We start from the raw sequence: 23,191 nt of genomic DNA, 5'->3' as shown, positions 1-23,191 counted from the left end.
TCTGTGGGTGATCCGCGGCCTCAAACGCGTGGCGCGTGGCCAGTTAGCCGAAGACGCGCGCGAAGATCGTGTCGACGTGCTTGTAATGGTAGCCAAGGTCGAATTCGGCATCGATCGCTTCGGGTGACAGCGCCGCGGTGACGTCCGCGTCGGCCTTCAGCAGTTCGTTCAACGACAGCGCGCCGTCCGACTCCCACACCTTCATCGCGTTGCGCTGCACGAGGCGATAGGAATCCTCGCGGCTGACGCCGGCCTGGGTCAGCGCCAGCAACACGCGCTGCGAGTGGATCAGGCCGCCCATGCGATCCATGTTCTTCTGCATCCGCTCGGGATAGACGAGCAGCTTGTCGATCACGCCGGTGAGCCGGGCGAGCGCGAAGTCGAGGGTGATGGTGGCGTCGGGCGCGATGTAGCGCTCGACCGACGAGTGGCTGATGTCGCGCTCATGCCACAGCGCCACATTCTCCAGCGCCGGGGTGACATAGCCGCGCACCATGCGGGCCAAGCCGGTGAGGTTTTCGGTCAGCACCGGATTGCGCTTGTGCGGCATGGCCGACGAGCCCTTCTGCCCGGGCGAGAAATATTCCTCGGCTTCGAGCACCTCGGTACGCTGGAGGTGGCGGACCTCGACGGCGAGCCGCTCGATCGAACTCGCGACGACGCCGAGCGTGGCGAAGAACATCGCGTGGCGATCGCGCGGGATGACCTGCGTCGAGACGGGCTCGACCGCTAGGCCGAGCTTGGCGGCGACATGCGCCTCGACGCGGGGGTCGACGTTGGCAAAGGTGCCGACCGCGCCCGAGATGGCGCAGGTGGCGACTTCGGCGCGCGCGGCGACCAGGCGGGTGCGGCAGCGGCTGAACTCGGCATACGCCTCGGCCAGCTTGAGACCGAAGGTGACGGGCTCGGCATGGATGCCGTGGCTGCGGCCGATTGTCGGCGTGAGCTTATGCTCCTCGGCGCGACGGCGCAGCACCGCGAGCAACGCGTCGATGTCGGCTATGAGGATGTCGGAGGCGCGCGCGAGCTGCACCGCGAGGCAGGTGTCGAGCACGTCCGAGCTGGTCATCCCCTGGTGCATGAAGCGCGCCTGATCGCCGACCTGCTCGGCGACCCAGGTGAGGAAGGCGATCACGTCATGCTTGGTGACGGCCTCGATCGCGTCGATCGCATCGACGTCGATCGCGGGGTTGGTGCGCCACCAGGCCCAGAGCGCGTCGGCGGCTTCCTTTGGCACGACGCCGAGATCGGCCAGCGCTTCGGTGGCGTGCGCCTCGATCTCGAACCAGATCTTGAAGCGCGCCTCGGGCGTCCAGATCGCGGTCATGTCGGGTCGGGAATAGCGCGGAACCATGTGAGCATCCTTGGTCGTGCGGGGGCGACGCCTGTCGGTGAGTCGCCAAGGAAAGGTGTGGCGCGCGCGTAGCAGCCATGCGGCTGAGCGCCAAATGTGCACGCCGGAACCCAAGCCGATAGACAAAGGTTGAGGTGCGTAAGACTATCGGACCGAGCAGATAGAATGCAGAGGTGCTGTTCATCTGAGGTAAAGAAAAGAGCAAGGAGAGCAATCATGTTAAAGCACGTGCTGGCGGTGAGTAGTCTCGCCATTGCTGCGCCTGTGTTTGCGCAGAGTGCCGAAACGTCGACACCGACTGCTGCCGCGCCGACGCCTGGAGCCTCCGCGGCCCCGAAACAGGGCGCGGCGACGCCAGCGACCGAGCCGACGCCCGCTGCGCAGACGCCCGATCAGGTCTCGGCGATCGTTGCGGCGGAGTTTGCGGCCTATGACAAAGACCGCAATAACATGCTCGACAAGACCGAGTTCGCCGCGTGGATGGATGCGCTGAAGGCGAAGGCGCCGCCGGGCGGCGACAAGCCGGGCGACGTGGCGTGGAACGAAGCGGCCTTTGCGCAAGCCGACAAGGACAAGTCGCAATGGCTGACCCAGGCGGAACTGACCGCTTTTCTGGGGTCTTCGCTGAAGGCCAGCGGCTGACGGTACGACCGTCGCGCACGTGAAGGCCGCTGGCATCTGCCGGCGGCCTTTTCATTGGCGGCCTTTCGGGGTTTGTTTACGCGGCAACTTTACGGTGCCGCTATGACCCCGGTGTTCCTGACGATCGATACCGAGATTGCCTGGCGGCATCACCGCGCGGGGCTCGACCCCGCCATTGTCGAGGCGCGGTCGATCGAGCCGGCGGGTGTGGGCCTGGGCTGGCAGCTCGGCGTGCTGGCGCAGCATCGGCTGAAAGCGACGTTCTTCGTCGATCCGATGCCGGCGCGGGTCTATGGCCTCGACCTGTTTCGCCGCATCGTCGACGCGATCCTGGCGGCGGGGCAGGAGGTGCAGCTTCACCTCCATCCAAACTGGACCGAGGCTTCGCTGACGAACCGCGAGGCGCACGGCTCGTTCGAGATCATCGACCTTTCGGCCGACGCGCAGCGCGACCTGCTGGGCGAGGCGGCGAGCCTGCTGATGGCGGCGGGGGCGCCGCGGCCGGTGGCGTTTCGCGCCGGCAGCTATTCGGCGAACGACGACACGCTGGCCGGACTGGCCGCGCTGGGCATCACCTATGACAGCAGCCACAATGGCGCGCATCATCCCTGGCCGAGCGCGATCGGCCTACCGCCGACGCAGATCGCGCCGCTGATGCACCGCGGCGTGACCGAAGTGCCGGTCACGACGATCGAGGACAAGCCGGGCAAGTGGCGCAATTTCCAGATTTGCGCGCTGTCGACGCAGGAGATGGCGGCGGCGATCGACCACGCCATCGCCGCACGGCACGCCGCGGTGACGATCGTGGGGCATAGTTTCGAGCTGGCAGACCGATCGGGGACAAAGGCGAACAAGGTGCATGTGCAGCGCTTCGAAAGCCTGTGCCGCATCCTGGCCGAGCGGCGGGCGGCGGCGCCGACGACGCATTTCGCGGACCTGCCGCAGCTGACGCTGGACGCCCACGACAAGCCGTTGCCGGCGAGCCGCTGGCGGCGTGGGCGGCGGCAGGCGGAACAGCTCTGGTCCAACCTGGTGAGCGAGCGCGGCGCGTGAGCGGTGCCGGGCTGCGGCTGCAGATCGGCGCGCGGACGATTGCCACCATCCCGCGACGGATCGTGCGCGTCGGCCTGTCGCTCGACGCGGCGCTGGCGAACGCGCGGCCGGCGCTGCCGGCGCTTGGAACCGGCGACGACGGTTATCTGGTGACGTCCGTACCGGACGCGCTGGCGCTCGACTGGCGCGGCGTGGTGTTCGAGCGGCAACGCTACACGCGTTATTATGTCGATCTGGCGGCTGGCGAGGCGGCGTGGCGCGGTGCGCTGTCGGGCCAGACCCGTTCGACGCTGAAGCGCAAGGCGAAGAAGCTGGCGGCGGCGAGTGGCGGCCGGTTGGACGTGCGGCGGTTTCGGACGGCTGCGAACCTGGCGGACTTTCACCCGATCGCCCGCGCGCTGGCGGAAAAGACCTATCAGGAGCGGCTGATGGGGGCGGGGCTGCCGGGCGATGCGGCGGCGGTGGCGACGATGATCGAGCGCGCGGCGCGCGACGCGGTGCGGGCGTGGCTGCTGTATGTCGGCGAGGCACCGGCGGCGTATCTGTGGTGCGGGGCGGATGGCGACACGTTGCGCTACGATTATGTCGGGCATGACCCGGCGTTCGCTGCGCTGTCGCCGGGCAGCGTGCTGATGGAGGCGGCGCTGGTCGACCTGTTCGACGATCGCTTCGCACGCTTCGACTTTACCGAGGGCGAGGGGCAGCACAAACGGCTGATGTCGACCGGCGGGATCGACTGCCGCGATCTGTTGCTGCTGCGCCCCACGCTGGCGAACCGCGGCGCGGTGGCGCTGGTGCGCGGGTTCGATGCGGCGCTGGCGGTGGCCAAGCGGGCGGCGGCGCTGCCGGCGTTGCAGCAGGTGGCCAAGCGGGTGCGGCGCGCCTGAGCGGCGGCGTGCGCGGGCCGCTTGCGTAGGCTGTAACAATAGCGGCCGGGGCGGTAGTGATAGCCGATGCATCTCGCCGCCCCCGCCATCATTCTGGCCGTTCGCGCGCATGGCGAACATGGCGCGGTGGTGCGCGGGCTGACCCCGGATCATGGCGTGCAGGCGGGCTATGTGCGCGGCGGGCGATCGCGCGCGCTGCGTCCCGTGTTGCAGCCGGCGAACATGGTGCTGGGCGAATGGCGGGCGCGGACGGAGGACCAGCTGCCCGCGCTGACCGTCGAGCTGGTGCATAGTCGCGCGCCGCTGCATGCCGAGCCGCTGCCGGCGGCGGCGCTGGAGTGGTTGACGGCGCTGACCGGCGCGGCCTTGCCCGAGGGGCAGCCCTATCCGCAGATCCATGCCGCGCTCGCCGCCATGCTGGACGCGGTGGAGGCGGCGCCGGCGGCGCGCGGGTGGGCAGGGGCGATGGCGCGTTATGAGCTGCTGCTGCTGGGGCAGCTTGGCTTTGGGCTGGATCTCGACCGCTGCGTGGTGACGGGATCGGGCGCGGACATCGCCTTTGTCAGCCCCAAGAGCGGCGGCGCGGTGAGCCGCGCGGCGGCGGTCGGCTATGAGGACCGGCTGTTGCCGCTGCCCGCTTTTCTGCGCAAAGGGGGCGAGCCGGACTGGGCCGACGTGTTTGCCGGACTGGCGATCACCGGGCGGTTTCTGGCGCGCAACGTGCTGGTCGATCGGCGCGCCGATGCGCTGGCGGCGCGCGAGCGGCTGGTCGATCGGCTGAAGAGAGCGGTTGCGTGACCGGCGGCGCGGCGGCAAGGCTGCACCTCGCAAAGCCGCCGTGCCGGCCCGCGACATGACGGGCAGGTGCGGCTTGTCGGTAAGCTCACAGCCTGATGGTGACCATGGCGCATTCTTCCCTCATCGCGATCCTGCCGGGCGACGGCATCGGGCCTGAAGTGACGGCGGAGGCGCGCCGGGTGCTCGAGGCGCTGGGCCTCGACCTCGCCTTCGAGGAAGCGCCGGTGGGCGGCGCGGCCTATCACCAGACGGGCAATCCGCTGCCCGAGGCGACGCTGGACCTTGCAAAGCGGGCGGATGCGATCCTGTTCGGCTCGGTCGGCGAGCCGTCGTGCGATGCGCTGGCGCGGCATCTTCGGCCCGAGCAGGCGATCCTGGGGCTGCGCAAGGAGCTGGCGCTGTTCGCCAACCTGCGCCCGGCCAAGCTGTTCGCGGGGCTGGAGGATGCCTCCGCGCTGCGGCCCGAAGTGGCGCGGGCGATCGACCTCCTCATCGTGCGCGAGCTGAACGGCGATGTGTATTTCGGTGAAAAGGGGATGCGGACCACGGACGCCGGGCTGCGCCAGGGTTATGACCTGATGAGCTATGACGAGGGCGAGGTGCGGCGCATCGCGATCGCCGGGTTCGCGGCGGCGCAGCGGCGGCGCGGCAAGCTGTGCTCGGTCGACAAGGCCAATGTGCTCGAAACCTCGCAGCTGTGGCGCGACGTGGTGATCGAGGTGGCGGCGGATTACCCGGACGTCGCGCTGAGCCACATGTATGTCGACAATGCCGCGATGCAGCTGGTGCGCGATCCGGGGCAGTTCGACGTGATCGTGACGGGCAATCTGTTCGGTGACATCTTGTCGGATCAGGCGTCGATGTGCGTGGGCTCGATCGGGCTGTTGCCGTCCGCCTCGCTCGATGAGGGCGGCAAGGGGCTGTACGAGCCGATCCATGGCTCGGCGCCCGACATTGCCGGGCAGGGGAAGGCGAACCCGTGCGCCGCGATCCTGTCGGCGGCGCTGATGCTGCGCCATTCGCTGGGACAGCCGGCGGCGGCGGACCGGATTGAGGCGGCGGTGGCGAGCGCGCTGGCGGCGGGGCACCGCACCGCTGATCTGGGCGGCACCTGCTCGACCAAGGCGATGGGGGACGCGGTGCTAGCGGCCTTGTGAGCGCGCCGCTCCAGCTTGCGATCATCATTCCGACGTTCAACGAGCGGGCGCACGTGCCGCTGTTGGTCGCGCGGCTGGCGACGGCGCTGGGCGACACGCGCTGGGAAGCGATCTTCGTCGACGACAACAGCCCGGACGGCACGGCGGAGGCGGTGCGGGCGATCGGGCGGGGTGATCCGCGCATCCGGGTGATCCAGCGGATCGGGCGGCGTGGCCTCGCGACCGCGTGCATCGAGGGGATGTGCGCCACCGCGGCGCCGCTGGTGGCGGTGATCGACGGCGACCTGCAGCATGACGAGACGATCCTGCCGGCGATGCTGGCGGCGCTGGAGGGCGACCCGGCGCTCGACATCGTGGTCGGCTCGCGCTTCGTGGAGGGGGGCGGCACGGGCGAATGGGACCGCGACCGGGTGGCGAAATCGGCGCTCGCGACGCGGCTGTCGCAGCGGGTGCTGCGCGTCGGGCTGAGCGATCCGATGAGCGGGTTCTTCATGATCCGCACCGAGGTGTTCCGCAGCCTGGTGCCGCAGCTGTCGGGGATCGGCTTCAAGATCCTGCTCGACATCATGGCGGCGGCCGAGCGCCCGCTGCGATTCGTGGAGCTGCCCTATGTGTTCCGCACTCGCGAGCTGGGCGAGTCGAAGCTCGATCATGTGGTGGCGCTGGAATATCTGATCGCGCTGTACGATCGGCGGTTCGGCCGGGTGGTGCCGGTGCGTTTCGCGATGTTTTCCGCGATCGGCATCGTCGGGGTGGTGATCCACATGGCGGTCCTGGCACTGATCCACCTGAAGCTGGGCGCGGCGTTTCTCGCGGGCCAAGTTGTCGGCACGCTGGCGGCGATGACGTTCAATTTTTTCCTGAACAATACGCTGACCTATCGCGACCGGCGGCTGCGCGGATGGCGGCAGATGCTGGACGGGTGGGTATCGTTCTGCCTGGTCTGCTCGGTGGGGGCAGTGGCCAATGTCGGGGTGGCGGCGTTCCTCTACGACTTCCGCTATGGCGCCTGGGCGGGATCGGCGCTCGCGGGCGTGCTGATCGGCGCGGTGTGGAATTATGCGCTGTCGTCGCGCTTCACCTGGGGGCGGTATTGAGCGCTGGTCAGACCCAGGTGCTGAACCACGTCCAGTAGCGGAAGGCGCCGCCGTCGGGAAGGGGCGCGGCGGAGAGGACGGGCAGGAAGTAGATCGCCAGCGCCAGGGCGGCGGCAACGAAGGCGAGGTCGATGTGGCGCCAGCGGCTGCGCCAGTGATCGAGCATGAGGGCGAGCGGCACGGCCAGGAAGACGCTCGACGGGAAGTAGTAATAATAAAAGCCAAGCGATTTGGGGATCACCGCCCAGATCGCGAGACTGCCGGTCCACAGCCAGGCGGCGGCGAACAGGCGGGGCGACCCGTTGCGCACCCAGCCGATCCAGCAGGCCGCGACGGCGACGAGCCCGCCCCACATGATCAGCGGATTGCCGATCAGCAGGATGCCGCGCTGCGTGCCGTCGACCGGCTCGTAGAGGTACCAGATCGGGCGGATCAGCAGCGGCCACGTCCACCAGTTCGACTGATAGGCGTGCGCGGGCAGCACCTGAGTCTGGCGTTCAAACATGTCGAACTGGAAGGGGATCAGCCGGGCGAGCGTCAGCGGCTCGACCTGGTAGAAGAAGGCCGGTGCAAAGGTGGCGAAATAGGCCAGCAGCGAGACGATGCCGAGCACCGCCAGCGCCAGCCAGACCGGCAGGCCGGGGAAGCGGCGCGGATCGGCGCGCTTGAACAGAATAAAGGCCGCGGCGGCGAAGGCCACGTAAGGCGCGGCGAGCCATTTGCAGCCGACCGCCAGCCCCAGGAGGACAGCGGCGGCGATCCAGCGCCACCAGCCGCCGCGCCGCAGCGTCCAGGCCATCATCGCGATCGCGCTCGACAGGAACGCGAGCATGAAGCCGTCGAGCATGGCGATGCGCGCCTGCACGTAGAGCGTGAAGCCGAGCAACGTCAGCGCGGCGGCGACGAGGCTCGGCCGGCGCCTGCAGGTGACGAGCCAGGTCGTGGCGAAGATCGCGACGCAGGTGACGCTGCCCGCCAGCGTCGACATGACGCGCCAGCCGAACGGCGTGTCGCCGAACAGGAGCATGCCGAATGCGATCAGCGACTTGCCGAGCAAGGGATGTTCGATGTTGGCCGGGCCGGTGAGCGCGATCAGCGTGCGTGCGGCGGGCACGTAATGCACCTCGTCAAAGACGAAGATCGACGGCACCGATAGGCGGAAGAGAAACAACGCCTCCGCCAGCGCGAACAGGAGAAGGGCGAGCGGCAGCGGGCGGCGCAGCATGGCTGGAGTGCTTAGCGCCGTCACGGCGCGTGGGATAGCCGCTGCGACGAGCGGGCACGCGCCGATCGGGTGGGAGGATTGCCTTGAAAGCTGGCGGGGATTGGCCGAAAGCGGGCGCCATGAAACGGCGTACCGGACAAGACCGCTCGATCACCGACACCTGGCGCCCCGCCACCCGCGCAATCCGCGGCGGCACCGCGCGCACCGAATATGGCGAAACGTCCGAAGCGATCTTCGTCACCTCCGGCTATTCCTATGATTGTGCGGGTGACGCGGCGGCGCGCTTTGCCGGCGAGCAGGAGGGGATGACCTATTCCCGGCTGCAGAACCCGACGGTGGAGATGCTGGAGCATCGCATCGCGATCCTGGAGGGAGCCGAGGCGTGCCGCACCATGGCGACCGGCATGGCGGCGATGACGTCGGTGCTGCTGAGCCAGTTGCAGGCGGGCGACCATGTGGTCGGCGGGCGCGCGGCGTTCGGATCGTGCCGCTGGCTGCTCGACAACCTGCTGCCCAAGTTCGGCATCGCGACCACGGTGGTCGATGCGCGCGACCCGCAGGCGTTTGCCGATGCGGTGCGGCCCGAAACCAAGGTGTTCTTTTTCGAAACCCCGGCCAATCCGACGATGGACGTGGTGGACCTGAAGGCAGTGTGCGGCATCGCGCGCGAGCGCGGCATCACCAGCGTGGTCGACAATGCCTTTGCCACCCCGGCGCTGCAGCGGCCGATGGAGTTCGGCGCGGACGTGACCGCCTATTCCGCGACCAAGATGATGGACGGGCAGGGCCGCGTGCTGGCGGGTGCGGTGTGCGGCACCAAGGATTTCATCGAGAACACGCTGCTGCCGTTCACCCGCAACACCGGGCCGACGCTGTCGCCGTTCAACGCCTGGGTGGTGCTGAAGGGGCTGGAGACGCTGGACCTGCGCATCCGCCGCCAGTCGGAAAACGCCGTGAAGGTCGCGAGCTTTCTCGAAGGGCGCGTGCCGACGGTGCTGTATCCCGGCCTGCCGAGCCACCCGCAGCATGATCTCGCCATGTCGCAGATGGAGGCCGCGGGGCCGATCTTCGCCATCCTGCTGGATGGGGGCCGCAGCCAGGCACACGGGCTGCTCGATGGATTGTCGCTGATCGATATTTCGAACAACATCGGCGACGCCCGGTCGCTGATGACGCATCCTGCGTCGACGACGCACAATTCGGTGGCGCCGGACAAGCGCGCGGAGATGGGCGTAACGGAAGGCATGCTGCGCCTCAACGTCGGGCTGGAAGATCCGCAGGATCTGATCGACGACCTCGATCAGGCGCTGCGCCAGGTCGGCCTGTGAAGGCGTTCTTTCCCTCGTCAGCGACGACGCGGGAGGTGACCGTGCGCGTGTCGGTGAGCTATCTCGCCGAGCAATCGGAGCCGGGGCGTGGGCGCTGGTTCTGGGCCTATCACATCCGCATCGAGAATGACGGGCCGCAGCCGGTGCAGCTGCTGACGCGGCATTGGGTGATCACCGACGGGCGCGGCGCGCGCCATTCGGTCGAGGGCGAGGGCGTGGTGGGCGAGCAGCCGCTGATCGAGCCGGGCGCGAGCTATGACTACGTCTCGGGCTGCCCGCTGGCGACGCCCAGCGGATCGATGCAGGGCAGCTATCGCATGATCGGCGCGGATGGCGCGCAGTTCGACGTCGTCATTCCGACCTTTGCGCTGGTGGCGCCGGCGGTGGCGGGATGAAGCGGACCCACCTGCCGCTCAACGGCCTGCGCGTGCTCGACGCCGCGGCGCGCCACCTGTCCTTTACCCGCGCCGCGGACGAGCTGGCGGTGACGCCGGCGGCGGTCGGCCAGCAGATCCGCGCGCTGGAGGACACGCTGGGCGTGGTGCTGTTCCGCCGCACCACCAAGGGGCTGGAGCTGACGCCGGAGGGTGAGGCTGGCCTGGCTGCGCTACGCAACGGCTTCCTGCAATTCGAGGAAGCGGTGCGCGCGATGCAGGCGGGGCAATCGTCCAAATCGCTGACCATCGCCGCGCCGCGCGACCTGACCGAAAAGTGGCTGCTGCCGCGGCTGGCCGAAATCGCGCAGGCGGACGGTGATCTGCGCTTCGTGCTGGTCGCCGCTGATACGCCGCCCGATTTCACCGAGGCGAACCTCGACCTTGCGATCACCTGGGGCGATGGCCCCGGCGTTCACGAGGGCGAGGCGCTCGAGAGCGACGGCATGGTGACGGTGGAGCGTGTCGGCGGCGGATCGGCGGCGGTGATCGCCTGGCCCGGATGCGGCAGCGAGGATGGTGCGGCGCTGATCCGCGTGGGCGATGCGGGGCTGGCGCTGGATGCCGCCGCGCAGGGGCTGGGTCGCGCGACCGTGCCCGAATTGCTGGCGGCGCGCGATCTGGCCGCCGGGCGCGTGGCGGCGCTGGGTGAGCCGGCGCCGTCCCGGCTCGGCTATTGGCTGATCGCGCCCTTGCCGCAATGGCGGCAGCAAAAGGTGCAGGCGCTGGTCGAGGCGCTGGCGGGTTGAGCCGCGCATGAAGGCTGGTCCGTTCGAGAGCGCGCGGCTGTTGATCCGCGCGCCGACGCCCGACGACGCGCCCGCCCTGTACGAGGCGTATCGCGATCCCGGCGTGATGCGCTTCTGGTCGAGCCCGCCGCATGGCTCGGTGGCGGAAACGGTCGACTATGTGACGCCGCATGCCGGGGACCAGTGGCGCCAGTGGGTGATCGTGGAGAAGGCGAGCAATGCCGCGATCGGCACGCTGGCGGCGGGCGAGCGGCGGCGCGGGGTGATGGAGATCGGCTATCTGCTGTCCGCCGCCGCGTCTGGTCGTGGCTATGCCCGCGAGGCGGTGAGCGCGCTGATCGACCTGTTGTTTGCCGAGGGCGCGCGGCGGATCTTTGCCGATACCGATCCCGACAATGTCCGCTCGATCGCGCTGCTGACCGAGCTGGGCTTTCAGCGCGAGGGGCTGCTGCGTGCCGAGTGGGAGACGCATATCGGGGTGCGCGACAGCATCATCTGGGGGTTGCTGCGCGACGAATGGCCGGCGTGCCCACAAAAAGCTGGCGAAACGGGGTGATGCGCGCGGCGCGTTCGCGGTAGACGGGCGGGGTGACTGACACGCCGACTGCCCCGCGAGCGCCCCGACCCTGGACCCCGAGACGCGTGCGCGCGCTGATGCGATCGCGCGGGCCGACCTCCATTCTGTTTCGCCGGCGCGTGGCGGTGATCACCGGCGCGGTGGTGATCGGCATCGTCGCGGTGCTGTTCGCCAAGGCATCCGACGAGATGGGCGAATTGTTCGCGCATTTCGCCGCGCGCTGGCGCTGGGTGCCGCTGGTGACGACCCCGCTTGGCTTCATGGCGCTGGTGTGGGTCACGCGGCGCTGGGTGCCGCTGGCGCGCGGATCGGGCATTCCGCAGGTGATGGCCGCGCGCGACGATCCGGCGGGCGCGGTGAAGGGGCTGATCTCGGTCCGCACCGTCGTTGCCAAGGTGCTGCTGACGATGGGCGCGGTGCTGTGCGGCGCGAGCGTCGGGCGCGAGGGGCCGACCGTGCAGCTCGCCGCGGCGGTGATGAACCTGAGCCACCGCATGACGCGCGTGGCGCTGCGCGGCACGGTGGTGATCGCGGGCGGCGCGGCGGGCGTGGCGGCGGCGTTCAACACGCCGCTGGCGGGCGTGCTGTTCGCGATCGAGGAACTGGCGGCGGCCTATGAGCAGCGCATGACGCTGATGGTGCTGTCGTCGATCGTGATCGCGGGCATGGTGGCGCAGACGCTGGCGGGCGATTACGTCTATTTCGGATCGGTCGGCGCCTATCTGCCGATCGCCAGCGCGATGATCGTGGTGCCGGTGGCGGGGATCGCCGGCGGGCTGGCGGGCGGGCTGTTCTCGCGCGGGGTGCTGGCGCTGGCCACCGGGGGCAGCGCGCTGACGCGGTGGAGCAAGGCGAACCCGGTGCTGTTCGCCGGTGGCTGCGGCGTGGTGGTCGCGGCGCTCGGCGTGGCGACGGGGCTGACCTGGGGCACCGGCTATGGCGCGGCGCAGGCGATGATCACCGGGGCGGACGCGCCCTTGTGGTTCGGACCCGCAAAGTTCCTGGCGACGCTGGCGACGGCGGTGGCGGGGCTGCCCGGCGGCATCTTCGCGCCGAGCCTCGCGGTGGGCGCGGGCGTCGGCAATCTGCTGCGCGAGCTGTTCCCCGGCGACCAGGCGCAGGCGGTGGTGATCCTGGGCATGGTGGCCTATTTCACCGGCGTCGTCCGCGCACCGCTGACCGCGGTGATCATTCTGGCCGAGACGACCGCGAGCCGCGGGCTGATGCTGCCGATGTTCGCCGCCGCCTTCCTTGCCGATGGCGCGAGCAAGATGGTGTGCCGCGAGAAGCTGTACCACGGCCTCTCGCGCACGTTCATGACGCGCTAGGCATCAGCGCGCGAGAGTGGGGAAGCCGGCCTTGAACGCCGCCACCTTTGGTTTGTCCCAGCGCACGATATAGGGGTGCGTGGGATTGCGGTTGAAGAAATCCTGGTGCTCCGCCTCGGCCGGGAAAAAGCGGCCCTGCTCGATCTTGGTCGCGATCGGGCGCGGGAAGGCGCCGGCGCGGCTGATCTGCGCGATATAGGCGCGCGCGGCGGCGGCCTGCTGCGCATTCTGCGGGAAAATCGCCGAGCGATAGCTGGGGCCTGAATCCGGGCCCTGGCGGTTCACCTGCGTCGGATCGTGGGCGACCGAGAAATAGACCCGCAGCAAGGTGGCGTAGCTGACGACGCGGGGATCGTAGGTGATGCGGATCGCCTCCGCATGGCGCGTGCGCTCGGTGCTGACCGCGCCGTAATTGGCGGTGTCGGCGGTGCCGCCGGCATAGCCCGAGATGACGTTGCGCACGCCCTTCACGTGCTCGAACACCGCCTCCATGCCCCAGAAGCAGCCGCCGGCGAGCACGGCGTGCTGGAGGCCGGGCGCGGCGGGCACGTCCTGTGCGGCGCGGGGCAGAGGCACGGCGCGCTCGGCGGTGGCCTGGCCGCAGCCGGCGAGGACAAGGAGGGCGGCGGGGGCGATCAGGGGAAGGTGCTTGATCATGCGCCAGATATGGGGATGACGCGGGCGAAGCGCCAGATCGTGCCCGGTTGCAGGCGCCGGGTCATTGCCGTAGCATGCCCGCATTCTCGGGAGTTTTGCGACGTGATCCAGGGTCACCGCTGAGGCGGCAACAGGTTGAAGCGGGCGGCAGCGGCCGACGTTTTGCGACTCTGGTTTCGAGAAGATCATGCAACGATTGAAGAACAAGACGTGCGTCGTCACCGGCGCGGCGCGTGGCATCGGCCGCGCGATTGCAGCGCGCTTTCATGAGGAGGGCGCCACCGTCATCGCGACCGATGTCGACCGCGTCGGCGGCGAAGCGTCGGCGGCGGCGATTGGCTGCCGGTTTGAGCCGCTCGACGTGCGCGAGGAGGCGGACTGGGCGCGGCTGGCGCTGGTGGTACCCACCGCCGACGTGGTGGTGAACAATGCCGGGGTCACCGGCTTCGAGGCGGGCATGGTGGCGCACGACCCGGAACATGCCAGCCTTGCCGATTGGCGCGCGGTGCACCGGGTCAATTCGGACGGCACGTTCCTCGGCTGCCGCTATGCCATCGCCGCGATGAAGGGCGCGGGGACGGGCTCGATCATCAACATGTCGTCGCGATCGGGAATGGTGGGGATACCGGGCGCGGCGGCCTATGCCGCGTCAAAGGCGGCGATCCGCAACCACAGCAAGACGGTGGCGCTGTATTGCGCGCAGCAGGGCTGGCAGATCAGGTGCAACTCGATCCATCCCGCCGCAATCCTGACCCCGATGTGGGAGGCGATGCTGGGCGACGGGCCTGATCGGGACGCGCGGATGCGGGCGCTGGTGGCGGACACGCCGTTGCAGCGCTTCGGCTTGCCCGAGGAGGTGGCGGCGGTGGCGGTGATGCTGGCGTCCGACGAGGCGCGCTATGTGACGGGCACCGAGGTGACGATCGACGGCGGGTTGCTGGCGGGGTCTGCGGCGGCGCCGGGGTGAGCGGCAGGCTGCAAGGGGGAGTTTGGCGTCGCGCCGGTCGGGTAGCGATCGGCGCTTCGCAGCGCCCGCCCGCCAATCTTCTTCCGCGACTGGCGGTGCTGCCTGCGTCTTGGGGGCGGACCAAGGCGGCTAATTTACCCCCCGGCCGTGCTGCCGTTGTTTCGCTCGTTTCAGAACGCCTATTTTGCGGACGGGTGGATGCCGGGACGCACCCGGCGTGACGGCGGGGGCTTGAGGCAACGCCCTGTGCGCCTTGCGATGTTCGTCATGTCGGGGCGCCTTTGCGGTCCGTTACGCCAAACAAAAAGCCCCGCCGGTTTGCGCCGGCGGGGCTCGTTGTTTTCAGCGAGGCCGAACGATCAATCGTTCAGGTAATCGCCCGCGGCGGCGTCGCTGCCGTCGCCCGACACCTCGACGGCGGCCAGCGGGTCGCTGCCGGTGCCGCCGGAGTCGCGCGCCGAACGGGCCAGTTCCGCCTCATGCTCTTCGGCCGCGCTGTTCGGAGCGATGATCATCGCCTCGGCCAGCTTCTTCTGCTGGGCACGCAGCGCCACGTCGCGCGAGGTAGCCGCGACGCGCAGGCGGTTCATGCCGGCGCCGGTGCCTGCCGGGATGAGCCGGCCGACGATGACGTTTTCCTTCAGGCCCATCAGCGTGTCCTGCTTGCCCTGGACCGCCGCCTCGGTGAGGACGCGGGTGGTCTCCTGGAACGACGCGGCCGAGATGAACGACCGGGTCTGCAGCGACGCCTTGGTGATGCCAAGCAGGATCGGCTTGCCCTGGGCGGGCGCCTCGTTCTTGCCGAGCTTCGCGTTGACCTCGTCCATTTCCGCACGATCCACCTGCTCGCCGGGGAGCAGGGTGGTGTCGCCGGCTTCGGTGATCTCGACCTTCTGCAGCATCTGACGAACGATCGTCTCGATGTGCTTGTCGTTGATCTTCACGCCCTGGAGTCGATAGACTTCCTGGATTTCCGACACGAGATATTCCGCCAGCGGCTCGATGCCGAGCACTTCCAGAATGTCGTGCGGATCTGGGCTGCCGCCGATCAGGTTGTCGCCACGCTTGACGTAGTCGCCTTCCTGAACGTCGATCACCTTCGACTTCGGGATGAGGTATTCCACCACCTCGCCGCCGTCCTCGGGCTGGATGCCGATCTTGCGCTTCGCCTTATAGTCCTTGCCGAACACCACGCGGCCGGAGACCTTGGCGATGATCGCATTTTCCTTCGGCTTGCGCGCTTCGAACAGCTCCGCGACGCGCGGCAGACCGCCGGTGATGTCGCGGGTCTTGGCGGACTCGCGGGCAACACGGGCGACCACGTCACCGGCATAGACGGTGGCATTGTCGTCGACCGAGAGCACCGCACCCGGCGCCAGCATGTAGCGGGCAGCCTCACCCGAGCCCTCGTCGAGCAGGGTGATGCGCGGACGCAGATCCTCCTTGGTACGCGCAGCCGCACGATATTCGGTGACGACGCGCTGGGCGATGCCCGTCGCTTCGTCGACCTGCTCAGTCAGCGTCTTGCCCTCGATGAGGTCCTGGTACTTCACGGTGCCGCCGGTTTCCGTGATCACCGGCATGGTGAACGGATCCCATTCGGCGATGCGATCGCCCGCGCTGATGATGTGCCCATCGTCGCACAGCACGTTCGCGCCGTACGGGATCTTGTGCACCGCCAGCTCGCGGCCATCCATGTCGACGATCGCGATCTCGCCCGAACGGCTGAGCACCACGCGGCGACCACGCTGGTCGACGATGATGCGCAGGTCGCGATACTCGACCGTGCCGTCGACCGGCGCCTCGAGGTTCGACTGCTCGTTGAGCTGCGCCGCGCCGCCGATGTGGAAGGTACGCATCGTCAGCTGCGTGCCCGGCTCACCGATCGACTGCGCCGCGATGACGCCGACCGCCTCGCCGATGTTCACCGGCGTACCGCGGGCGAGGTCACGCCCGTAGCACTTGCCGCAGACGCCGATCTTGCTTTCGCAGACCAGCGGCGAGCGGATCTTGACGGCCTGTACGCCGGTCGCCTCGATGCGCGCCACCATCGGCTCGTCGAGCAGGGTGCCGATCGGGATCAGCACCTCGTTCGACTTCGCATCGACGATGTCCTCCGCCGTGGTGCGGCCGAGGATACGCTCGCCGAGCGACGCGATGACCGAGCCGCCCTGAACGATCGCCTTCATCTCCAGCGCACGCTCGGTACCGCAATCGTCCTCGACGATGACGCAATCCTGCGACACGTCGACGAGACGGCGGGTGAGGTAGCCCGAGTTCGCGGTCTTCAACGCCGTATCCGCCAGGCCCTTACGCGCGCCGTGGGTGGAGTTGAAGTATTCAAGGACGGTCAGACCTTCCTTGAAGTTCGAGATGATCGGCGTTTCGATGATCTCGCCCGACGGCTTGGCCATCAGGCCGCGCATGCCGGCAAGCTGCTTGATCTGCGCCTGCGAACCACGGGCACCCGAGTGGGCCATCATGTAGATCGAGTTGATCGGCTTCTCACGGCCGGCCATCTCGCCGTCGTTCTCGTCGTAATGACGAACGGCCTTGATCTCGTTCATCATCGAGTTCGCCACCTGGTCGCCGCAGCGGCTCCAGGCGTCGATCACCTTGTTGTACTTCTCCTGCTGCGTGATCAGGCCGTCCTGATACTGCTGCTCGAAGTCCTTCACCTGCTCGCGGGTTTCGTCGACCAGCTTGTCCTTGTCCGGCGCGACAAGCATGTCGTCCTTGCCGAACGAGATGCCGGCACGGAACGCGTGGCGGAAGCCGAGCGACATGATCGCGTCGGCGAACAGCACCGTCTCCTTCTGACCGGTGTGACGATACACCTCGTCGATGACGTCGGTGACGTCCTTCTTGGTCAGCAGGCGGTTGACGGTTTCGAACGGCACGCGGTGCGACTTGGGCAGCGTCTCACCAAGGAGCATGCGGCCCGGGGTCGTCTCGTAGCGCTTCAGGTACTGATTGCCGTCCTCGTCGGTCTGCGGAACGCGGCTGACGATCTTGGTGTGCAGCGTCACCGCGCCGGCGAACAGCGCCTGGTGCACCTCCTCCATGTCGGCGAGCATCATGCCTTCGCCCGGCTCGTTCTGCTTCTCCATCGAGAGATAGTAGAGACCGAGCACCATGTCCTGCGACGGCACGATGATCGGCTTGCCGTTGGCGGGCGACAGGATGTTGTTGGTCGACATCATCAGGACGCGCGCTTCCAGCTGCGCCTCGAGGCTCAGCGGAACGTGCACGGCCATCTGGTCACCGTCGAAGTCGGCGTTGAAGGCCGAGCAGACCAGCGGGTGAAGCTGGATCGCCTTGCCCTCGATCAGCACGGGCTCGAACGCCTGGATGCCGAGACGGTGGAGCGTCGGTGCGCGGTTGAGCATCACCGGATGCTCGCGGATCACCTCGTCCAGGATGTCCCAGACTTCCTTGCGCTCCTTCTCGACCCACTTCTTGGCCTGCTTCAGGGTCATCGAGAGACCCTTGGCGTCGAGGCGGGCGTAGATGAACGGCTTGAACAGCTCGAGCGCCATCTTCTTGGGCAGGCCGCACTGGTGCAGCTTGAGCTCCGGACCGGTCACGATGACCGAACGGCCCGAATAGTCGACGCGCTTGCCGAGCAGGTTCTGACGGAAGCGGCCCTGCTTGCCCTTCAGCATGTCGGACAGCGATTTCAGCGGACGCTTGTTAGCGCCCGTGATCGTGCGGCCGCGACGGCCGTTGTCGAACAAAGCGTCGACCGCTTCCTGCAACATGCGCTTTTCGTTGCGGACGATGATGTCCGGCGCACGCAGCTCCATCAGCCGCTTCAGGCGGTTGTTGCGGTTGATCACGCGGCGGTACAGGTCGTTCAGGTCCGACGTCGCGAAGCGGCCACCGTCGAGCGGCACCAGCGGGCGCAGCTCGGGCGGGATGACCGGGACGACCTCGAGGATCATCCACTCCGGACGGTTGCCCGATTCCAGGAAGGACTCGACGACCTTCAGACGCTTGATGATCTTCTTGGGCTTCAGCTCCGACTTGGTCGTCGCCAGCTCTTCGAGCAGCGCGACCTTCTCGCCTTCGAGATCGAGGCTTTCGAGCATGATGCGCACGGCCTCGGCGCCGATGCCGGCGGAGAAGGCGTCCTCACCGTACTCGTCCTGCGCCTCGAGGAGCTCGTCCTCGGTGAGCAGCTGGAACTTTTCGAGCGGGGTCAGGCCCGGCTCGATCACGATATACGCCTCGAAGTACAGCACGCGCTCGAGCTGCTTCAGCTGCATGTCGAGCAGCAGGCCGATGCGCGACGGCAGCGACTTCAGGAACCAGATGTGCGCGACCGGGGCGGCGAGCTCGATGTGGCCCATGCGCTCGCGGCGGACCTTCGAGACGGTGACCTCGACGCCGCACTTCTCGCAGACGATGCCCTTGTACTTCATGCGCTTGTACTTGCCGCACAGGCATTCGTAGTCCTTGATCGGACCGAAGATGCGCGCGCAGAACAGGCCGTCACGCTCGGGCTTGAACGTGCGATAGTTGATCGTCTCGGGCTTCTTGATCTCGCCGAACGACCAGGACCGGATTCGGTCAGGCGAGGCGATGCCGATCTGGATCTGGTCGAAAGTCTCCGGCTTGGCGACCGGGTTCGCGAAATTGGTAAGTTCGTTCATGTTTCTACCTCTTCCCCCTCCCGCGCGGGCGGGAGGGGCTAGGGGAGGGAAGGTCGATCGTCAGCGTGGGCGCTTACTCGGCCGCCTCGGCGAGGTCGCCGTCGTCGGCTTCCTCGTGGCTCTTCAGCTCGACGTTGAGGCCCAGCGAGCGCATTTCCTTGACGAGCACGTTGAAGCTCTCCGGGATGCCGGCCTCGAACGTGTCGTCGCCCTTGACGATCGCCTCATAGACCTTGGTGCGGCCGACCACGTCGTCGGACTTCACCGTCAGCATTTCCTGCAAGGTGTACGCAGCACCATATGCCTGCAGCGCCCAGACCTCCATTTCGCCGAAGCGCTGGCCGCCGAACTGCGCCTTGCCGCCCAGCGGCTGCTGAGTGACGAGCGAGTACGGGCCGATCGAACGCGCGTGGATCTTGTCGTCCACAAGGTGGTGCAGCTTGAGCATATAGATGATGCCCACCGTCACCTTGCGGTCGAACTGATCGCCGGTGCGCCCGTCGAACAGGTCCGACTGACCCGACGGGTCGAAGCCCGCCAATGCCAGCATATCGGCCACGTCCTGCTCCACCGCACCGTCGAACACCGGGGTGCCCATCGGAATGCCGGGCTTCAGGTTGTTCGCCAGTTCGATGATGCCCTGTGCGTCGCGCGCCTCGATCTCGTCGGCATAATGCTCGCCGTAGATCGTCTTGAGGCGATCCTTAACCGCTTCGGGCATCGCACCCGCCGCAGCGTCAGGGTTGGCCTCGCGCCAGTCTTCGAGCTGCTGCGCCACCTGCTGGCCGAGGCCGCGGGCGGCCCAGCCGAGGTGCGTTTCGAAGATCTGACCGACGTTCATGCGCGACGGCACGCCCAGCGGGTTCAGCACGAGATCGACCGGCGTACCGTCGGCGAGGAACGGCATGTCCTCGACCGGCAGGATGCGGGAGATGACGCCCTTGTTGCCGTGACGGCCGGCCATCTTGTCGCCCGGCTGCAGCTTGCGCTTCACCGCAACGAAGACCTTGACCATCTTCAGCACGCCCGGCGGCAGCTCGTCGCCACGCTCCAGCTTCTCGCGACGGTCCTCGAACTTCTCCTTGATGAGCTTCGCGGCCTCGTCATACTGCGCCTTCACCGCTTCCAGATCCGACTGGACCTGATCGTCGGCGACGGCGAACTTCCACCATTCGTGGCGGTCGACGCTGTCGAGCGTGTCCTGATCGATCACAGCGCCCTTCTTCGGGCCGCCCTTCGGCACCGCCGTGGCGGTCTGGCCGACCAGCATCTCGCGCAGGCGGCTCCAGGTCGCCCGGTTGAGGATCGTGCGCTCGTCGTCCGAGTCCTTCTTCAGGCGCTCGATCTCCTCGCGCTCGATCGCCATCGCGCGCTCGTCCTTGTCGATGCCGTGACGATTGAAGACGCGCACGTCGACGATCGTACCGGCAACGCCCGGCGGCAGGCGGAGCGAGGTGTCGCGCACGTCGCTGGCCTTTTCACCGAAGATGGCGCGCAGGAGCTTTTCTTCCGGCGTCATCGGCGACTCGCCCTTCGGCGTGATCTTGCCGACGAGGATGTCGCCCGGCTCGACCTCGGCACCGACGTACACGATGCCCGCCTCGTCGAGGTTGCGCAGTGCTTCCTCGCCGACGTTCGGGATGTCGCGCGTGATGTCCTCCGGCCCGAGCTTCGTGTCGCGGGCCATCACCTCGAACTCGTCGATGTGGATCGACGTGAACACGTCGTCCTTCACGATCCGCTCGGAGATGAGGATCGAGTCCTCGTAGTTGTAGCCGTTCCAGGGCATGAACGCGACGAGCGCGTTGCGGCCCAGCGCCAGCTCGCCGAACTCGGTCGACGGGCCGTCGGCGAGGATGTCACCGGCGTTGACCACGTCGCCCACCTTCACCAGCGGACGCTGGTTGATGCAGGTCGACTGGTTGGAGCGCTGGAACTTCATCAGCGTGTAGATGTCCACGCCCGACTTGCCCGCATCGACCTGACCGGTCGCGCGGATCACGATGCGGCTGGCATCGACCTGGTCGACGATGCCGGCGCGACGTGCCGAGATCGCGGCGCCCGAATCGCGCGCCACGGTCTCTTCCATGCCGGTGCCGACGAACGGCGCTTCCGCCTTCACCAGCGGCACGGCCTGACGCTGCATGTTCGAGCCCATGAGCGCGCGGTTCGCGTCGTCGTTCTCAAGGAACGGGATCAGCGAGGCGGCGACGGACACGAGCTGCTTGGGCGACACGTCCATCAGCGTGATGTTGTCGGGCAGCGCCATCAGGAACTCGCCGGCCTGGCGGGCGGAGATCAGTTCCTCGGTGAAGCGGCCGTCGGCGTCGAGCTCGGCGTTCGCCTGCGCGACCGTGTGCTTCTGCTCTTCCATCGCGGAGAGGTACACGACCTCGCCCGTCACCTTGCGGTCGACCACGCGGCGGTATGGCGTCTCGATGAAGCCGTACTTGTTGACGCGTGCAAAGGTCGACAGCGAGTTGATCAGACCGATGTTCGGGCCTTCCGGCGTTTCGATCGGGCAGATGCGGCCATAGTGCGTCGGGTGAACGTCGCGGACTTCGAAGCCCGCACGCTCACGCGTCAGACCGCCCGGCCCGAGCGCCGAGACGCGACGCTTGTGCGTCACTTCGGAGAGCGGGTTGGTCTGGTCCATGAACTGCGACAGCTGCGACGAGCCGAAGAATTCGCGGACGGCAGCCACGGCCGGCTTCGCGTTGATCAGGTCGTTCGGCATGACGGTCGAGACGTCGACCGAACTCATGCGCTCCTTCACCGCGCGCTCCATGCGCAGCAGGCCGACGCGATACTGATTCTCGAGCAGCTCGCCCACCGAACGCACGCGGCGATTGCCGAGATTGTCGATGTCGTCGATCTCGCCCTTGCCGTCCTTCAGGTCGACCAGGGTCTTCACGACGGCAAGGATGTCCTCGGTGCGCAGCGTCGTCACCGTGTCCTCGGCGTCGAGGTCGAGGCGCATGTTGAGCTTGACGCGGCCGACGGCCGACAGGTCGTAGCGGTCCGGATCGAAGAACAGGCCGGCGAACAGCGACTCTGCGGTTTCGAGCGTCGGCGGTTCGCCGGGGCGCATGACGCGATAGATGTCGCTGAGGGCCTGCTCGCGCTCCTCGGCCTTGTCGGCCTTCAGCGTGTTGCGGATCCAGGCGCCGGTCGACACGTGATCGATGTCGAGCAGCTCGATCCGATCGATGCCGGCCTTGTCGAGCTTTTCGAGGTTTTCGGGGCCGATCTCGTCACCGGCCTCGACGTAGATCTCGCCGGTGCCCTCGTTGATGAGGTCATAGGCCGAATAGCGGCCGTAGATTTCCTCGGTCGGGATGAGGAGGTCGGTGAGGCCGTCCTTGGCCGCCTTGTTGGCAGCGCGCGGCGTTACCTTGGTGCCCGCGGGGAACACCACTTCGCCCGAGTTCGCATCGACGAGGTCGAAGGTCGGCTTCGCGCCGCGCCAGTTTTCAGCCGCGAACGGAATGCGCCAGCCACCCTCGCCGCGGACATAGGTCACGCGGTTGTAGAAGTGGTTGAGGATTTCCTCGCTGTTGAGGCCAAGCGCGTACAGCAGCGCGGTGACCGGCAGCTTGCGCTTGCGGTCGATACGGACGTTGACGATGTCCTTAGCGTCGAACTCGAAGTCGAGCCACGAGCCGCGATACGGGATCACGCGGGCGGCAAAGAGATACTTGCCCGACGCGTGGGTCTTGCCGCGGTCATGGTCGAAGAGGACGCCCGGCGAGCGGTGCATCTGGCTGACGATCACGCGCTCGGTGCCGTTGATGAAGAACGTGCCGTTCTCCGTCATCAGCGGCATGTCGCCCATGTAGACGTCCTGCTCCTTGATATCGAGCACCGAGCGGGTTTCCGTATCGGGATCCACCTCGAACACGATCAGGCGAAGCGTCACGCGCATCGGCGCGGCATAGGTGATGCCACGCTGACGGCATTCCTCGACGTCGAACTTCGGCGGTTCGAGCTCGTAATTCACGAAGTCGAGCTCCGCCGTGCCGGCGAAGTCGCGGATCGGGAACACGCTGCGCAGCGTCTTCTCGAGGCCCGAGACATAGCCGATCGACGGATCGGACCGCAGGAACTGTTCGTAGCTTTCGCGCTGCACCTCGATGAGGTTCGGCATCTGCACCACTTCGTGGATGTTGCCGAAGACCTTGCGGATGCGGCGCTTTGCGGTGCCGCCTTCGATCGCCTTGGTTGCCATATAAGCTTACCTGCCTTGGTAAAAATTCGTCCGGGCGCAGGGACAAGACACGAAA

The 23,191-nt window shown here is 67.6% G+C and carries 17 protein-coding genes; 12 read left to right on the top strand and 5 right to left on the bottom strand.

Going from position 1 to position 23,191, the window contains the following annotated elements; genetic code table 11:
* Window positions 1–43 precede the first annotated feature (43 nt).
* Complete coding sequence (gene purB, locus SPDO_RS13200) at window positions 44–1,354, bottom strand: adenylosuccinate lyase (protein WP_088367972.1); 1,311 nt, start codon at window positions 1,352–1,354, stop codon at window positions 44–46.
* A 216-nt stretch (window positions 1,355–1,570) separates the two neighbouring features.
* Here purB and SPDO_RS13195 point away from each other — a divergent pair, with 216 nt between their 5' ends.
* The 6 genes from SPDO_RS13195 to SPDO_RS13170 all read left to right on the top strand — a co-directional run bounded on the left by SPDO_RS13195 (window position 1,571) and on the right by SPDO_RS13170 (window position 6,988).
* Entirely contained in the window at window positions 1,571–1,996 is a 426-nt protein-coding gene (locus SPDO_RS13195; RefSeq protein ID WP_143559658.1) for an EF-hand domain-containing protein, read from the top strand.
* A 102-nt stretch (window positions 1,997–2,098) separates the two neighbouring features.
* Window positions 2,099–3,049 (top strand): polysaccharide deacetylase family protein, encoded by a 951-nt coding sequence (locus SPDO_RS13190; RefSeq protein WP_088367970.1) that lies wholly within the window; start codon window positions 2,099–2,101, stop codon window positions 3,047–3,049.
* Window positions 3,046–3,936, top strand: coding sequence for a GNAT family N-acetyltransferase (locus tag SPDO_RS13185; RefSeq protein ID WP_245829496.1), 891 nt, complete (start codon window positions 3,046–3,048; stop codon window positions 3,934–3,936). Before SPDO_RS13190 ends, SPDO_RS13185 begins: the two co-directional genes overlap by 4 nt.
* Window positions 3,937–4,002: 66 nt before the next feature.
* Complete coding sequence (recO, locus tag SPDO_RS13180) at window positions 4,003–4,734, top strand: DNA repair protein RecO (protein ID WP_088367969.1); 732 nt, start codon at window positions 4,003–4,005, stop codon at window positions 4,732–4,734.
* A 104-nt stretch (window positions 4,735–4,838) separates the two neighbouring features.
* Complete coding sequence (leuB, locus tag SPDO_RS13175; protein ID WP_088368058.1) at window positions 4,839–5,891, top strand: 3-isopropylmalate dehydrogenase; 1,053 nt, start codon at window positions 4,839–4,841, stop codon at window positions 5,889–5,891.
* Window positions 5,888–6,988 carry a glycosyltransferase family 2 protein gene (locus SPDO_RS13170; protein ID WP_088367968.1) on the top strand — a complete coding sequence of 367 codons (1,101 nt, stop codon included), beginning with the start codon at window positions 5,888–5,890 and terminating at the stop codon, window positions 6,986–6,988. The genes leuB and SPDO_RS13170 overlap by 4 nt, the downstream gene beginning before the upstream one ends.
* Before the next feature lie 7 nt (window positions 6,989–6,995).
* Here the strand turns inward: SPDO_RS13170 and SPDO_RS13165 are convergent, their stop codons facing one another.
* Entirely contained in the window at window positions 6,996–8,237 is a 1,242-nt protein-coding gene (locus SPDO_RS13165) for a glycosyltransferase family 39 protein (protein WP_245829494.1), read from the bottom strand.
* Between the two features lie 95 nt (window positions 8,238–8,332).
* Here SPDO_RS13165 and SPDO_RS13160 point away from each other — a divergent pair, with 95 nt between their 5' ends.
* The 5 genes from SPDO_RS13160 to SPDO_RS13140 all read left to right on the top strand — a co-directional run bounded on the left by SPDO_RS13160 (window position 8,333) and on the right by SPDO_RS13140 (window position 12,629).
* On the top strand, window positions 8,333–9,541 hold the full coding sequence (locus tag SPDO_RS13160) for a trans-sulfuration enzyme family protein (protein ID WP_088367966.1): 1,209 nt from the start codon (window positions 8,333–8,335) through the stop codon (window positions 9,539–9,541).
* Window positions 9,538–9,936, top strand: a complete 399-nt coding sequence (gene apaG / locus SPDO_RS13155) for a Co2+/Mg2+ efflux protein ApaG (protein ID WP_088367965.1) — start codon at window positions 9,538–9,540, stop codon at window positions 9,934–9,936. Before SPDO_RS13160 ends, apaG begins: the two co-directional genes overlap by 4 nt.
* Window positions 9,933–10,724, top strand: a complete 792-nt coding sequence (locus SPDO_RS13150; protein ID WP_088367964.1) for a LysR family transcriptional regulator — start codon at window positions 9,933–9,935, stop codon at window positions 10,722–10,724. The genes apaG and SPDO_RS13150 overlap by 4 nt, the downstream gene beginning before the upstream one ends.
* A 7-nt stretch (window positions 10,725–10,731) precedes the next feature.
* On the top strand, window positions 10,732–11,280 hold the full coding sequence (locus tag SPDO_RS13145) for a GNAT family N-acetyltransferase (protein WP_088367963.1): 549 nt from the start codon (window positions 10,732–10,734) through the stop codon (window positions 11,278–11,280).
* 98 nt (window positions 11,281–11,378) lie between these two features.
* A complete protein-coding gene (locus SPDO_RS13140) occupies window positions 11,379–12,629 on the top strand; it encodes a chloride channel protein (RefSeq protein ID WP_088368057.1) in 1,251 nt (416 codons plus the stop codon).
* A gap of 3 nt (window positions 12,630–12,632) precedes the next feature.
* Here the strand turns inward: SPDO_RS13140 and msrA are convergent, their stop codons facing one another.
* Window positions 12,633–13,286, bottom strand: coding sequence for a peptide-methionine (S)-S-oxide reductase MsrA (gene msrA, locus SPDO_RS13135; RefSeq protein WP_088368056.1), 654 nt, complete (start codon window positions 13,284–13,286; stop codon window positions 12,633–12,635).
* 187 nt (window positions 13,287–13,473) lie between these two features.
* On the opposite strand from msrA, the gene SPDO_RS13130 reads away from it, so the two are divergent.
* Entirely contained in the window at window positions 13,474–14,253 is a 780-nt protein-coding gene (locus SPDO_RS13130) for an SDR family oxidoreductase (protein WP_088367962.1), read from the top strand.
* Between the two features lie 359 nt (window positions 14,254–14,612).
* Here the strand turns inward: SPDO_RS13130 and rpoC are convergent, their stop codons facing one another.
* Both rpoC and rpoB read right to left on the bottom strand, forming a co-directional pair.
* Entirely contained in the window at window positions 14,613–18,908 is a 4,296-nt protein-coding gene (gene rpoC / locus SPDO_RS13125; protein ID WP_088367961.1) for a DNA-directed RNA polymerase subunit beta', read from the bottom strand.
* Window positions 18,909–18,981: 73 nt separating this feature from the next.
* On the bottom strand, window positions 18,982–23,136 hold the full coding sequence (gene rpoB, locus SPDO_RS13120; RefSeq protein ID WP_088367960.1) for a DNA-directed RNA polymerase subunit beta: 4,155 nt from the start codon (window positions 23,134–23,136) through the stop codon (window positions 18,982–18,984).
* Between the last annotated feature and the right edge of the window lie 55 nt (window positions 23,137–23,191).

This window comes from Sphingomonas dokdonensis, assembly GCF_002197685.1.
In the GTDB taxonomy this organism is placed as follows: Bacteria; Pseudomonadota; Alphaproteobacteria; order Sphingomonadales; family Sphingomonadaceae; genus Sphingomonas; species Sphingomonas dokdonensis.
This window is presented reverse-complemented; position numbering and strand designations above follow the sequence as displayed.